At 71.2% G+C, this 13,805-nt stretch carries 14 protein-coding genes; 4 read left to right on the plus strand and 10 right to left on the minus strand.

Annotated elements, in window-relative coordinates; all coding sequences use genetic code 11:
* The 10 genes from K4G64_RS11110 to K4G64_RS11155 all read right to left on the minus strand — a co-directional run bounded on the left by K4G64_RS11110 (window position 1) and on the right by K4G64_RS11155 (window position 10,097).
* Window positions 1–1,371, minus strand: a complete 1,371-nt coding sequence (locus K4G64_RS11110) for a cytochrome P450 (RefSeq protein WP_221755863.1) — start codon at window positions 1,369–1,371, stop codon at window positions 1–3.
* Window positions 1,368–2,453 (minus strand): epi-isozizaene synthase, encoded by a 1,086-nt coding sequence (cyc1, locus tag K4G64_RS11115; protein ID WP_221755864.1) that lies wholly within the window; start codon window positions 2,451–2,453, stop codon window positions 1,368–1,370. Before cyc1 ends, K4G64_RS11110 begins: the two co-directional genes overlap by 4 nt.
* A gap of 295 nt (window positions 2,454–2,748) precedes the next feature.
* Entirely contained in the window at window positions 2,749–3,399 is a 651-nt protein-coding gene (def, locus tag K4G64_RS11120) for a peptide deformylase (protein WP_221755865.1), read from the minus strand.
* Between the two features lie 138 nt (window positions 3,400–3,537).
* A complete protein-coding gene (locus tag K4G64_RS11125) occupies window positions 3,538–4,518 on the minus strand; it encodes a hypothetical protein (RefSeq protein ID WP_031108068.1) in 981 nt (326 codons plus the stop codon).
* A gap of 117 nt (window positions 4,519–4,635) precedes the next feature.
* A complete protein-coding gene (locus K4G64_RS11130; RefSeq protein WP_221755866.1) occupies window positions 4,636–5,883 on the minus strand; it encodes an HD domain-containing protein in 1,248 nt (415 codons plus the stop codon).
* Window positions 5,880–7,217, minus strand: coding sequence for an HD-GYP domain-containing protein (locus K4G64_RS11135; protein ID WP_221755867.1), 1,338 nt, complete (start codon window positions 7,215–7,217; stop codon window positions 5,880–5,882). The genes K4G64_RS11130 and K4G64_RS11135 overlap by 4 nt, the downstream gene beginning before the upstream one ends.
* Window positions 7,218–7,372: 155 nt before the next feature.
* Window positions 7,373–7,684 (minus strand): mycothiol system anti-sigma-R factor, encoded by a 312-nt coding sequence (gene rsrA, locus K4G64_RS11140; protein WP_221755868.1) that lies wholly within the window; start codon window positions 7,682–7,684, stop codon window positions 7,373–7,375.
* Window positions 7,681–8,367, minus strand: coding sequence for an RNA polymerase sigma factor SigR (sigR, locus tag K4G64_RS11145; RefSeq protein WP_221755890.1), 687 nt, complete (start codon window positions 8,365–8,367; stop codon window positions 7,681–7,683). Before sigR ends, rsrA begins: the two co-directional genes overlap by 4 nt.
* 256 nt (window positions 8,368–8,623) lie before the next feature.
* Window positions 8,624–9,280, minus strand: a complete 657-nt coding sequence (locus K4G64_RS11150; RefSeq protein ID WP_374206398.1) for an alpha/beta family hydrolase — start codon at window positions 9,278–9,280, stop codon at window positions 8,624–8,626.
* Window position 9,281: 1 nt separating this feature from the next.
* Complete coding sequence (locus K4G64_RS11155) at window positions 9,282–10,097, minus strand: SOS response-associated peptidase (RefSeq protein ID WP_221755869.1); 816 nt, start codon at window positions 10,095–10,097, stop codon at window positions 9,282–9,284.
* 50 nt (window positions 10,098–10,147) lie between these two features.
* Between K4G64_RS11155 and K4G64_RS11160 the strand changes: the two genes are divergently transcribed.
* The 4 genes from K4G64_RS11160 (at window position 10,148) to K4G64_RS11175 (ending at window position 13,802) form a co-directional block, all read left to right on the plus strand.
* Entirely contained in the window at window positions 10,148–10,870 is a 723-nt protein-coding gene (locus K4G64_RS11160; protein WP_221755870.1) for a M50 family metallopeptidase, read from the plus strand.
* 122 nt (window positions 10,871–10,992) lie between these two features.
* Window positions 10,993–12,309: a 3-phosphoshikimate 1-carboxyvinyltransferase gene (gene aroA / locus K4G64_RS11165; protein WP_221755871.1), complete on the plus strand. Its 1,317-nt coding sequence runs from the start codon at window positions 10,993–10,995 to the stop codon at window positions 12,307–12,309.
* Window positions 12,310–12,326: 17 nt separating this feature from the next.
* A complete protein-coding gene (gene rsgA / locus K4G64_RS11170; RefSeq protein ID WP_221755872.1) occupies window positions 12,327–13,337 on the plus strand; it encodes a ribosome small subunit-dependent GTPase A in 1,011 nt (336 codons plus the stop codon).
* 141 nt (window positions 13,338–13,478) lie between these two features.
* The gene (locus tag K4G64_RS11175) at window positions 13,479–13,802 is read left to right on the plus strand and encodes a multidrug efflux SMR transporter (protein WP_221755873.1); all 324 of its coding nucleotides are present in this window, start codon (window positions 13,479–13,481) and stop codon (window positions 13,800–13,802) included.
* The last annotated feature ends 3 nt before the right edge of the window (window positions 13,803–13,805 follow it).

Below are 13,805 nucleotides of genomic sequence, written 5' to 3' on the forward strand. Positions count from 1 at the left end.
TCACCTCGCCACCGGCCGCACCCGCAGGTCGTGCGGCCGCAGCGTGATCCCGACGCGGGTGGCGTCCTTCGAGCCCGGCACCTGCTCGAAGCGGTACTTCGTCGCCAGCGCCGCCGTGACCAGCGTCAGCTGGGCCATCGAGAAGTGATCGCTCGGGCACTTGCGGTTGCCCACGCTGAAGGGGCTCATGGCGTGCTTCGGGATGTCCGTGACCCGCTCCGGAAGCCAGCGGTCGGGGTCGAACTCCAGGTGCCGATCGTACGACCTCGGGTCGCGCTGGATCGCGTACGGGCTGTAGATGATGTCCGCCCCGGACGGAATACTGTATCCACCGAGTTCCGTATCCCTGACCGCCCGGCGGGTCAGAATCCAGACGGCCGGACTCAAACGCATGGACTCGATGACGACATTGTTGGTGTGCCTGAGTCCTCGGACGTCTGCAAATGCCACCGGCCTCCCACCGGTGACCGCTCGCACTTCGTCATGCACTCGGTCGGCGTGTTCGGGGTGCTCCGCGAGCATATGCAACAGCCACATGATCGTGGAGGCGATGGTTTCGCTGCCCGGGGTGAGGATCGCAACGACCTGATCATGGATCTCCTGTTCCCCGATCGGGTCGCCATTCTCGCCCTTCGCCTCCAGCAATGCCGTCAGCAAATCGTCCGGCTTTTGACCGGATGCCCGGCGCTCGGCGATGATCTCGTCGACGAGGAGATGCAAATCGGCCAAGGCCCGGTTGAATTCCCGATTGGCCGGGAGCGGCAGGTTGTAGAGCGGTCCGAGCGGGACCACCATCCGCCGGTACATGCCACGGAAGACGGTGGCGAGGGCGACGCACAGCCGCTCCGCCCGCTCGTCCATGTAGTCGCCGCGCAGCAGACAGCGGGCCGCGATGCGCACCGCCACCCGGAAGGACTCGGAGGTGCAGTCGATCGTCTCGCCCGGCTTCCAGCGCTCGGTGAGCGCGTGCGCCTCCTCCTCCATGATCGGGCCGTAGCCGGGGATCGCGTCGAGCCGGAAGGCGGGCTGGATGGTGCGCCGCTGGCGCCGGTGAAGCGGGCCGTTCGCCGTGGCCACGCCCTGCTTGCCGAGCAGGCCCTCCAGGGACTCCCACAGCGGCCCGGCGATGATGAAGTCGTTGCTCAGCGCCAGTGCGCCGGTCAGGGCCGGGGCGGTGACCGCGTACACCGTCTTCGGCCCGAGCTTCAGCCGCACGACGTCGCCGTGCTCGCGCAGCCGGGACATGAAGGCCAGCGGGTCGCGGGCCAGCTTCCAGCCGTGCCCGAGCACGGGGACACCCCCGCCCGCCCGGGGCGGCTCCCGCAGCTCCACGGCCGACGGCGTTTCGGGCTGCACAGACTCGACGGTCATTGCTCACCTGCCGCTTCGTTGTTGACGTACGGGGGCGTGGACCGGTCGTCCCAGCTGTCGACCATGTACCGGCCGGACTCGTGGTGGAACCAGTAGACGGAGCTGAACCAGTTCCGCGTATTGCTCAGGCAGGCCCGCACGGCGGCGCTCAATTCCTTTCCCCGCACGGATCCGTCGGCGAGGTCGTCGGCGAACCGCAAGGCTTCCTGCTCGACCTCGAGGAAATCGGTGATGCTTTTCTCGACACGGCACCTGACTTCCACGACCGCCTGTTCCAGAGTCAGCCCCTCATGGGTGATGAGACTGATTCCGAGATTGTGCACCTCGTCGCCCGCGATTTCCTTCGGGAGGGAGCACAGATCGTTGTACCAGGCGGCGAATTCCTGGCTGAGCAGTGCCGCCCGCCGATACGCCGGGTGTTTCCGTATGGCGTCGGGGAGTTCACAGCCGGCGGTCGGCTCCAGCAGGTCCGTCCATATCCAGTGCGCGAAGGTGAGCCGGCGCAGTTGCAGGTATTCCTCGACCGTCGGGACGATGCCCCGGGTGCGGTTGTGGAACTCCCGGTCGTAGGCGTCGATCACCGCGTGGAAGTGCCGGGCGAACCGGAGGTTCCACGTCTGGCCCAGGAACGCGTACAAGCGCAGCACGCTGTCCGCGAACCCGGCGACCAGTGGGTCCTCGTGGTGCAGGTGCTCCCCGGGGGAGTCGAGGGCCGCGTGCAGCCGGTCCCTCAGCCGCCGCCAGGCGACAGGGCGGCCGTGCACGATGTCGCGGTCGTGACGGTCGTCCCAGACGAAGAACCACGCGCTGTAGTCGGCGATCGCCTGCATGACCTCGTCGGAGGCGCCGATGTAGTACCCGGCCATGAGGTCGGTGTAGCAAAGGCCGTCGGCATATTCCTCCACCTTGTCCGCCGGCATGAGCCGCTTTTCGAGCAGCCAGGCCCGGGTCTTCTCCTGACACTTCGGCCAATACGGGTGGAGTTGCCGGGGAAACCCCTCCTCGATCACCGGGAGAGAGAGCGACGGTGGAACTGCGATCGTGACCGGTGTCGATGTGGTGCCGCGTGACAAAGCATGCACGAACTAACCCCTCTCAGCCGCCAGTTGGCGCGGGCGCCCCTCCCTTCGTGCCGGGCGTGCGCCGTTGCATACCCCGCTCATCCCATTCAGCACTACAACTGACCGTTCTGGGAACGCATTTGCTTCATTCACTACACCACAGCGCCGGGAACCTCCCGTTGCGTGACTACCGGCGGATCGCCTGGCGAGCAGAAGCGGTCGAACGTGCGACGGACAGGCGAACGGTGCAGACGAACGGCGCCTGTTCAGGGTGGGAAACCCGAACAGACGCCGTGCGCCTGGTGAAGCTGAGGTCTCAGTCGTTGGCCACGACCGGGTAGCGGGGCTCGTTCTCGGCCATCTGCCGCAGCGCGTCCTTGCGCTCACGCTTGGAGAGCCGGTCGATGTACAGGTAGCCGTAGAGGTGATCCGTCTCGTGCTGCAAACACCGTGCGAAGTATCCGGTGCCGCGCACCTTGATCGGGTTGCCCTTCTCGTCCTGCCCGGTCACCTCGGCGTAGTCGGGCCGGGCGAGCGGCGCGTACGCGGTCGGCACCGACAGGCAGCCCTCGTTGCTGTCGTCCAGGCGGCGCTTGTCGGCGGGCAGCTCGACGAGCTTGGGGTTGCAGACGACGCCGGTGTGCCGGACGCCCTCGTCGTCGGGGCAGTCGTAGACGAAGACCTTCGCGTCGACGCCGATCTGGTTGGCGGCGAGGCCCACGCCCTCGGCGGTGCGCTGGCTGGCGAACATGTCCGCGACGAGCTGCTGGAACTCCTCGCCGAAGTCGGTGACGTCCTTGCACTCCTTGTGCAGCACCGGATTCCCGACGACCGTGATCGGCCGCGAGGTCCCCCGCTCCCGCCAGGCAGCCTCGCGCTCCTCGCAGTCCTCCGTGTCGATCACGTACCCCTCGTCATCGACGGGGAGCACGCCCGCGCGCTGCTGATCGGTGTCCTGCTGAGCCATGACGTCGTGTACGCCTTCCTGAAACTGACCGGGCTGAGATCCTGATACAGATTACGCCGGTGTCGGACGCCCCTTCGTGTCCTGGGGGCGCGGGGAACTGCGCGATCAGCCCCCGCGGCGCCGCACCCGTCGGACGACCTAGCACACCTCTTCCAGATCCCGCCAGTCACGAGAATCCGGGCTGTCGGCCACCCACCCGTCCAGAAGCCCCCGGACCAGCGCAGCCGGCGCAGCCAACCCGCACTCCCGCTCGGGAACCCACAGCTGCCCATCCGTCCGGTGCCCCAGCGGCCCGGGATGCCCCGGCTCACTGTGATCGTGCGGATCGAGATGCTCCCCGTCGCCCTCGTCCGACGGCATCCGGGACTCCGAGCACATCCGGCACAGCAACCGCACCGACGAGGACCAGTCCTCCGCGGCGAACCCGGCGTCCGCGGCCAGCTGCTCCAGCGCGTCCCGGTCCGCCTCCGTCGCCGCCTCCAGCAGCACCACCCACGTCGGCACGGGGGACGGGGCCCACAGCTCGATCTCGTCGAACACCGGGTATGTGTGCCCGGCGGCGGTCGTCCGCTCCCCGTGCGGCACCCCGTCGTGCAGGACGACCTCGCCCCAGCGCCGCCCGGACGACGGCAGCGGGATGGACAGCACCTCGATCCGCGCGGGATCCAGCCGCCGCCCCCACACGACCTCGGCCTCCCCCTCCGGGGACAGCCGTACGGCCGCGCTGCCGAGGTCCATGCCGAGGGGTTCACCGGAGTCGTTGGCCGCACCCGGCACCCGCAGCCCGTAGGCCTGCCAGGCGCGCCGGGCCAGCGGCCAGTCCTGGAGCGCGGTCGCGGCGATGCCGACGTTCCACCAGTCGGGCGCGCCGGTGTCCCGGTCGAGCAGTGCCACGGCCCGCAGGCCGGCCGCCCGCGCCTGCTCCCAGTCGTGCCGGAACTTGTGCAGCAGCGCGAGGTTGAACCAGGACTCGGAAAGCCAGGGCTCCAGATCGGCGGCGCGTGTCAACAGTGCGCCTGCGTCCTCGTACCGGCCGTCGCCGATGAGGGTGAACGCCCGGTCCGTGGCCTGCCGCCAGGAGGCGGAGGGCCGGTGCCGTCCCTTGCCGAAGATCCTCACGATTCCCGCCTGCCAGTTCCGTGCGGTGGGCTGGCCGTAGCTGTGTTTCGAGCCCCCGGACACCTTCTCCTTCGCATCCAACCACGTGCGGCCTCGAGGCCGCTCATTACCCATGGGTTACCCAGTCACGGGCAGGGTCAGACTGCTCCTTGCCAGTACCCGGGCCAGTGATTCCACCACCTCCGGGGCGTACGTCCCGGCGGTGGCGAGCCGGAGTTCCTCCAGCGCCGTCAGCGGCCCGCCGGGCCCTCCTTCCCTGGACTTCTCCTCGTACGCGTTCACGGCCCGGACGATTCGCGCGGCGAGCGGCTGCTCGGCGTAGGGGTCGGCCTGCCGCTCCACGACCACGGCCACCGCCTCGTCGACGCCCGTCTGCCGTACGACGGCTCCGCCGAGCAGGGCGATCCGCCGCTGCTCCGCGGCGGGCAGTGCGGCGGTGGCGCCGGCGGGCACCGGGTCGACCAGGCTGAGCTGGCCGATGTCGTGCATGAGGGCGGCGTACTCCAGGACGGCGAGCTCGGGCTGGGTCATCCCCAGGTCGCGCCCCACCGCCTTGCTGAGCACGGCGACGCGCCGGGCGTGCCCGGCCGGGGTGTATCCGGCGACCTCGGTGGCCCGGGCGAGGGAGGCGATGGTCTGCCGGTAGGTCGCCCGGACGGCGGCGTACCGGCGGAACGCCATCTGGGCGAGCAGCAACGGCACGGAGAAGACGGGCAGCGCCCAGAGCCCCACCACGGCGACGGCCAGCGCCATCACCGCCCCGGTGGCGATGACGGCGGACCCGATGCCGTACACGGCCCGCATCTCGTCCCGCAGCACCGGCCCGAAGGGCCAGCCGGTGCGCGTGTGGGCGAGGGCGGCGGCGAGCACCGCGTCGCACAGCGCGGTCAGGGACAGCAGCGCGAGGAGGAGCAGGGCGTAGGCGGGACCGCCCCAGTCGTCGAACATGCCCCGGTTGTACGGGGGCTGGAAGCACACGGCGACGAACCCGACGGTGAGCACACGGCGCGCGAGGTGGTCGAGGGTGGGCCCCTGCCCGCGCGCGACGTGCGGGACGCTGCCGAGCAGACAGGCGGCCAGTACGACGGCGACGGCCTGGGCGGGGCCGTGGTGGGTGGCCTGTCCGCCGGCCTCGCCGAGCAGGGCGTAGGAGAGGGCCGCGGCGGCCCCGAGGGGTGCCGGTTCCCGGACCCGGGCGCCGTTGCGCCGGGTGAGTTCGCCGACGGTGACGAGGACGCCGAAGGCGAGGGCGACCCGGCGTTCCTCCAGGCCGTGGTGGAAGGTGACGGCGAGGGAGCCGGTCGCGAGGAGGGCGGCGCAGGCGTGGACGAGGATGAGGAGCGGTGGCGGCCGGTACGCGCTCATCGGTGTGCTCCCGGACGGCCGGCCAGGCGGGTGCCGGGCGGGGGCACGCGGGACGGGCGGGTCTCCTCGTCGTCGGCGGTCACGGCGGGGTGCCATCCGGTGCGCCCGACGGCCTCGACGAGCGCCGCGACCATCACCGGGTCGAACTGGCTGCCCGCGCACCGCTCCAGCTCCGCCAGGGCCACGGAGACGGGCCGGGCCCTGCTGTAGCTGCGGGTGGAGGTCATGGCGTCGAAGGCGTCCGCGACGGCCACGACCCGTGCGGACTCGGGGATCTGACGGCCCACCAGGCCGTAGGGGTAGCCGCTGCCGTCGAGCCGCTCGTGGTGGTGCAGCACGGCGGCGCGGGCCTCGCCGAGGAAGCCGATGCCGCGCACCATCTCGTGCCCGTACTCGGGGTGCAGCTCGATCACCCGCCGCTCCTCGGGTGTGAGCGGCCCGTCCTTCCTGAGCAGCCGGGTGGGCACGCCCAGCTTGCCCACGTCGTGCAGGATCCCGGCGAAGCGGAGCACCTCCACGCGTTCGTCGGCCATGCCCAGCTCGCGCGCGATCATCATGGAGGCCTGCCCGACGCGCTCGCTGTGCCCGCGGGTGTAGCCGTCCTTGATGTCGACGGCCTGCACCAGCGCCCGGATGGTCGCCTGATGCGCGGCGCGTTCGCGGTGGTACTGCGCGAACGCCCACCACGAGACGCACATGGGCAGCAGGACGAGCAGCGCGGAGACGGGCCCGTAGGGGCTGCGCCACAGGACGGCCATCATCAGTCCGGCGAGGCCGTGCACGGCGATCGGGGCGAGCGAGCGGGCCACCAGGCCGCGCCAGGCCCGCCGTACCGGCACCCGTTCGGCCAGGGCCAGGATGCCGCCGTCGAGCAGCGCGAGCACCAGGCAGAACGCCAGGACGGCCGCTCCGGCCGGCCCGAGGGCGTACGGGACGTCGCCCGCCGCGACCGCGTCCCGCCCGCCGAGCAGCCGGTGCACCTCGGCCGCGGCCCACACCCCGAGGACGAGCTGGGCGGCCCGCCAGACGCGCCGCAGCGCCACGGGCCGCTGCGCGACCTGCGAGAGCAGGGCGCCGGGCACGACCACCAGCGCCGCGGCCGGCGCGGGCAACAGGAAGGCGCCGGCGAGCAGGACGGGGTAGAAGGTCCCGGCCGGGTGGGAGATCCCCACGAACCGGGACCGGGCCACGCGCTCGCACCCCGCGTACAGCGCCGCGAGCAGCGCGGCCGCCCACCAGGGCGTGCGGACGCCCGGCGGCGGCAGCAGGCAGAGCAGCGCGGCCACGGCGACACAGGCGATGTAGACACGTGCCCGTGCCGGTACCGCTTCCATGAGCCCCTCCCCCGGCCATGTCCGTCAGGCATCGGAGCCTAGAGCGGCGGCAGGGGGTTCCGCGGGTCGACAACCCGCGGATTAGCACGTTCGAGTGACGTGTTCGAAGGCGACTACCCCTGCGGAGAGGGGGGTAGGTGTAACACGCAGGAGTGTCAGGACTCCTGATGCGTGGCGGGCGAGGCCGTGACGTCCTGCTCGGGGACGGCCTGGCCGGAGCGGATCAGGTCGATCCGCCCCATGACCTTGTCCCGCAGGTCGCCCGGCACGTCGTCGTGCCCGCAGCAGCGCTTGACGAGCTTCTTCACGGCCTGCTCGAGCCCGTACTTCTCGAGGCAGGGCGAGCACTCCTCGAAGTGGTGCTCGAACTTCACGCAGTCCGAGTCCGGCATCTCACGGTCGAGGAACTCGTAGAGATGATCGAGGATTTCGCTGCAATCCGTCTCGTGCGGCTCTCCGCAGCTCATGACCCCGAGCCTTTCGCTTCGTTCGACTCTCCGGCACCGGCCGGGACCATCCCGCGGTCACGGGCGTAGTCCTCCAGCATGCCGCGCAGCTGACGGCGGCCCCGGTGCAGCCGGGACATCACCGTACCGATGGGTGTCCCCATGATGTCGGCGATCTCCTTGTAGGCAAACCCCTCGACGTCCGCGAGATAGACGGCGATGCGGAACTCCTCGGGGATCGCCTGGAGCGCCGCCTTCACGTCCGAGTCGGGCAGGTGGTCGAGCGCCTGCGACTCCGCGGAGCGCAAGCCCGTCGACATGTGCGACTCGGCGCGGGCGAGCTGCCAGTCCTCGATCTCCTCGGCCGCGGAGCGCTGAGGTTCGCGCTGCTTCTTGCGGTACGAGTTGATGAAGGTGTTGGTGAGGATCCGGTACAGCCACGCCTTGAGATTGGTGCCCTCACGGAACTGGTGGAAGGACGCGTACGCCTTGGCGTACGTCTCCTGCACCAGGTCCTCGGCGTCGGCCGGGTTGCGCGTCATGCGCAGCGCGGCCGAGTACATCTGGTCGAGGAACTCGAGCGCGTCCCGCTCGAAGCGCGCACTGCGCTCCGCGGCCGTCTCCGCACCCGTGCCGCCCTGGCCCTCGGGCTGCTCCGCCTGGCCGTTATCGGTCCCTGCGTCGGTCCCTGTGACCGGACCCACCTCCTCGAATGTTCTCGTGAGACCGAGACCGGTCTCACCCGAATCGGAGGATAGACGACGATCCGGTCCGCCCGCCGCCCGAATAGGGGCGGTCCTGGCCGCGTGCAGCACCGTCCAGTCCAGGTCGGCGCGGCTGCTGCGGGTCGGGCAGATGGTCGAACCCATGCGGCGGACTCCCTCTCCTACGACGTCGGCGCTGGTCTCCAGCACGTACGTCCCGCACAACAGTGACCGCCGTCCCGGCATTCCCGAAGCTTTACCCGAGTGACCCGGTCCACTCCACGACCGCGTCCGTGATGACCGCCACAGCCTCGTCCTGCGAGATCTCCGCACGTTTCGGCACGGCGAAGCCATGATCCCCGTACGGGACCTCCACGAGCGCGTACGTCCCCTCGGGGAACTCCGCCGGCTTTCCGAACGGGTCGTTGCCGCCCTGCACGACCAGGGTGGGCACCCCGGAACCCAGCAGCTCCTCGGCGCGGGACTTCTCCGGCTTGCCCGGCGGGTGCAGCGGGAAGCTGAGCGCCAGCACGGCGTGGGCGCCCAGCTCGGTCGCGGTGCGGCAGGCCACCCGGGCCCCGGCGCTGCGCCCGCCGGAGATCACCGGCAGCCCGGACTTCGCCAGCGCGGGCCAGATGCCGCGCCAGCCGGTGTCCAGGGTCTTCGGCGCGGGTGCCAGCTTCTTCCCGGCCACCCGCCAGGGCTGCTCCACCCGGGCGACGGTCACGCCGTGGGCGGGCAGCGCCTCGGCCAGGGCGACCAGGTCGCGGGCCTCGATGCCGCCGCCCGCGCCGTGGCTGACGGCGAGGACCAGCCGGGCCTTCTTCGCCTCGTGCCAGGTGATACGGGCGGTTCCGGCGTCGGTCTCGACGGTCTCGGTGGTGGGGCGGGCCGTCTTCGTCACATGCGTCACGTCAGAAGAGTGTGCCCTCTTCGGGCCCCTCCAGCTCCTTCAGCAGCTCCGGCCCGTTGTTGCGGACGTTGCTGACGGCCGTGGCGACGGGGTAGGCCCGCATCAGCCCGGCGGGCGGCGGGGCGAGCAGCTCGCGCAGGTCGTCGGCGTCCGTGCGGGACGGGTCCAGCCAGGCGTCCCAGCGGTCGGGCGTCAGCATCAGCGGCATCCGGGGGTGGATCTCGGCGAGCGCCCGCGGCCCGTCGGCCGGGGACACCGCGAGCGGGCTCGTCTCCGCCTCCGTGGTGATGACCGAGCACGTCACCCACCAGGCCTGCGGGTGGTCGTCCGGCAGGGTCTTGTCGCGCCAGAACTCGTACAGCCCGGCCATCGCGAAAACCGACCCGTCGGCCGGTGTCACGAAGTAGGGCTGCTTGCGGGGCCGCTTCTTCTTGCCCTCGACCTCCAGCTCGCGCTCCTGGGTGCCGGTGACCCACTCGTAGTAGCCGTCGGCGGGCAGGATGCAGCGCCGGGAGGTGAAGGCGCGGCGGTAGGAGGGCTTCTCGTGGACGGTCTCCGCACGGGCGTTGATCATCCGGGCGCCGCCCTCGGGGGTCTTCGACCAGGACGGGACCAGGCCCCACTTCAGCGTGCGCAGCTGCCGAACCGGGCGCGGGTCGTCCGCGTCTTTCAGGGGGCGGTCCAGGACGGCGTAGACCTCTTTGGTGGGTGCCACGTTGTAGTCCGGCGCGAGGGTCTCCTCGGGCTCCCACTTCTCGATCTCAAAGATTCCTGCGAGATCCTCTGGCCTACGACTCGCTGAATACCGTCCGCACATACGTGCCACACTGCCAGATTCCATCCGACCGCAGGGAGCCAACGCCGCACATGGACAGCACCGCAACCGCCTCGCTCGCCTCCCTCTGGGACGAGGTGTCCGGCACGCAGCCCGACCCCGATCTGTGGGTGGTGATCGCGACTCTGGGCGCCGCGCTCGCCGTGGTGATCCCGCACGGCCTGTGGCGCATCTCCCGCAACGCCATCACCATCGCCCACGAGGGCGGCCACGGGCTCGTGGCCCTGCTGACCGGCCGCACCCTCACCGGGATACGCCTGCACTCGGACACCAGCGGCCTGACCGTCAGCCGCGGCAAGCCGCACGGCATCGGCATGATCCTGACGGCCGCGGCGGGCTACACCGCCCCGCCCCTGCTGGGCCTGGGGGGCGCGGCCCTGCTGGGCGGCGGCCGCATCACACTGCTGCTGTGGCTGGCCACGGCCCTGCTCCTGGCCATGCTCGTGATGATCCGCAACGCCTACGGCGCCCTGACCATGCTCGTCACCGGCGGCCTGTTCGTGCTGGTGTCCTGGCTGGCCGGCCCCCAGGTCCAGGCGGCGTTCGCGTACGCGGTGGTGTGGTTCCTGCTGATCGGCGGAGTCCGCCCGGCCTTCGAACTGCAGGCGAAGCGGGCGCGGGGCGGGGCGGGCGACTCGGACGCGGACCAGCTGTCGCGGCTGACGCACGTACCGGCGGGGCTGTGGTTCTTCCTCTTCCACGCGGTGTCGTTGTGCTCGCTGATCGGCGGCGGGCGCTGGCTGCTCGAGCTGTGACGGGCCCCGAAGGGGCGCGGTCACAGGGGCGCGGGGCTGAGCTGATCTGCGGCTCCGCCGCGGGGCGCGACCAGCCGCGACGCAGCCGTACTCGAACCACTGCCTGCTTATAAAGTGGGGCCATGGCCCCGAACACCGCAGACACCGCCCTCTGGCCCGCCCCGCACGCGAGCGGAGCCGTCGACGCGACGGTCCACGTGCCCGGGTCCAAGTCGGTCACCAACCGTGCCCTGGTCCTCGCGTCCCTCGCCTCCGAGCCCGGCTGGCTGCGCCGCCCCCTGCGCTCCCGGGACACCCTGCTGATGGCCGGGGCACTGCGCGCGATGGGCATCGAGATCGAGGAAGGCGTGGGCCCCGACGGCACCGGCGAGGCGTGGCGGGTGATCCCCTCGGGTCTGCGCGGCCCGGCCGCGGTCGACGTCGGCAACGCCGGCACGGTGATGCGGTTCCTGCCGCCGGTCTCCGCGCTCGCCGACGGCCCCGTCCGGTTCGACGGCGACCCCCGCTCCTACGAGCGTCCGCTGAACGGCGTCATCGACGCGCTGCGTCAGCTCGGCGCCCGCATCGACGACGACGGCCGCGGGGCCCTGCCGATGACCGTGCACGGCAACGGCGCCCTCGAAGGCGGCACGGTCGCCGTCGACGCCTCCTCCTCGTCCCAGTTCGTGAGCGCCCTGCTGCTGTCCGGGCCGCGCTTCAACCAGGGCGTCGAGGTCCGCCACACCGGCGCCACGCTGCCCTCCATGCCGCACATCCGCATGACCGTCGACATGCTGCGCGCGGTCGGCGCCCAGGTGGACACGCCCGAGTCGGGCGGCGAGCCGAACGTCTGGCGGGTCACGCCGGGTGCCCTGCTCGGCCGGGACCTGGTCATCGAGCCGGACCTGTCCAACGCCCAGCCGTTCCTCGCGGCGGCCCTGGTGACCGGTGGCAAGGTCGTCGTCCCGGATTGGCCCTCCCGCACCACGCAGCCCGGTGACCGGCTGCGCGAGATCTTCACCGAGATGGGCGGCTCCTGCGAACTGACCGAGTACGGGCTGGTGTTCACCGGCTCCGGCTCGATCCACGGCATCGACGTCGACCTGGGCGAGGTCGGCGAGCTGACGCCGGGCATCGCGGCGGTCGCGGCCCTCGCGGACTCCCCGTCGACCCTGCGCGGCGTGGCCCACCTGCGGCTGCACGAGACGGACCGGCTGGCCGCGCTGACCAAGGAGATCAACGAACTCGGCGGCGACGTCACGGAGACCGCCGACGGTCTGCACATCCGCCCGCGCCGGCTGCACGGCGGGATCTTCCACACCTACGACGATCACCGCATGGCCACGGCCGGCGCGATCATCGGTCTCGCGGTGGAGGGCGTGCAGATCGAGAACGTCGCGACGACGGCCAAGACCCTGCCCGACTTCCCCGATCTGTGGACCGGGATGCTCGGGGCGTAGGACGCAGGGATCACGTCATGCGGCGCTACGGCAAGCACACCGACGAGGACGACATCCGCACCCGTCCGGGCCGCCGGAACACCCGGCCCCGGACGAACATCCGCCCCAAGCACGAGGACGCCGCCGAAGGCCTGGTCCTCACCGTCGACCGGGGCCGTCTGACCTGCCTCGTCGAGGACCGTGTGGTCCTGGCGATGAAGGCGCGCGAGCTGGGCCGCAAGGCGGCGGTGGTCGGCGACCGCGTCGCGCTCGTCGGTGATCTGACGGGCAAGAAGGACACGCTGGCGAGGATCGTGCGCATCGAGGAGCGCACGTCCGTACTGCGTCGCACGGCGGACGACGACGATCCGTTCGAGCGGGTGGTCGTCGCCAACGCCGACCAACTGGCCGTCGTCACCGCCCTCGCCGACCCGGAGCCCCGCCCCCGGCTGATCGACCGCTGTCTGGTCGCGGCCTACGACGGTGGCCTGGATCCGCTGCTGGTGCTGACCAAGTCGGACCTCGCCCCGCCCGAGAAGCTGCTGGAGCTGTACGGCGCCCTCGACATCCCCTACGTCGTCACCAGCCGCGCGGAACTGGAGAGCGGGGTCGCCCTGGCCCGGGTGCGGGAGCAGCTCGACGGCAAGATCACCGCGTTCGTCGGCCACTCCGGAGTCGGCAAGACGACCCTGGTGAACGCGCTGGTGCCCGAGGAGCGGCGGCGTACGACGGGTCATGTGAACGCGGTGACGGGCCGCGGCCGGCACACCACGACCTCGGCGCTGGCGCTCCCACTGTCGGGCGGCGACGGCTGGGTGATCGACACCCCGGGCCTGCGGTCCTTCGGGCTCAACCACGTGGACCCGTCCCGGGTCATCCACGCCTTCCCCGACCTGGAGCCGGGCACCGAGGGCTGCCCGCGCGCGTGCAGCCACGACGAGCCTGACTGCGCGCTGGACGCGTGGGTGGCCGAGGGGCACGCGGATCCGGCGCGGCTGTACTCGCTGCGCCGGCTGCTGGCCACGCGCGAGCGCAAGGAAGGCGACTGACCTCCGCGTTGTTTGTCCTGGCGTGCGGACGGTAAGTGCATAATCGCACCCAAGCCGGACGCGCGCCTGGCCAAAGCCCGGCGAGCGCGACGGAACAGACGATGAAGCGGTCACTGAACGTGGGATACGGGAGGACGACTCATGGCGTGGCTGCTGGTCATCGTGGCCGGGTTGCTCGAGACCGGCTTCGCGGTGTGTCTGAAGCTGTCGCACGGCTTCACCCGGCTGTGGCCGACCATCGCGTTCTGCATCTTCGCCCTCGGCAGCTTCGGACTGCTGACCCTCGCGCTGAGACGGCTCGACGTGGGTCCCGCGTACGCGGTGTGGACCGGCATCGGGGCGGCGGGAACGGCCATCTACGGCATGGTCTTCCTGGGCGACGTGGTGTCCACGCTGAAGATCGTGTCGATCAGTCTCGTCATCATCGGTGTGGTCGGACTGCAGTTGTCGGGGTCGGCACACTGACGC

Origin of the sequence: Streptomyces sp. WAC04114 (assembly GCF_019733245.1) — a bacterium.
Classification (GTDB): Bacteria; Actinomycetota; Actinomycetes; order Streptomycetales; family Streptomycetaceae; genus Streptomyces; species Streptomyces massasporeus_A.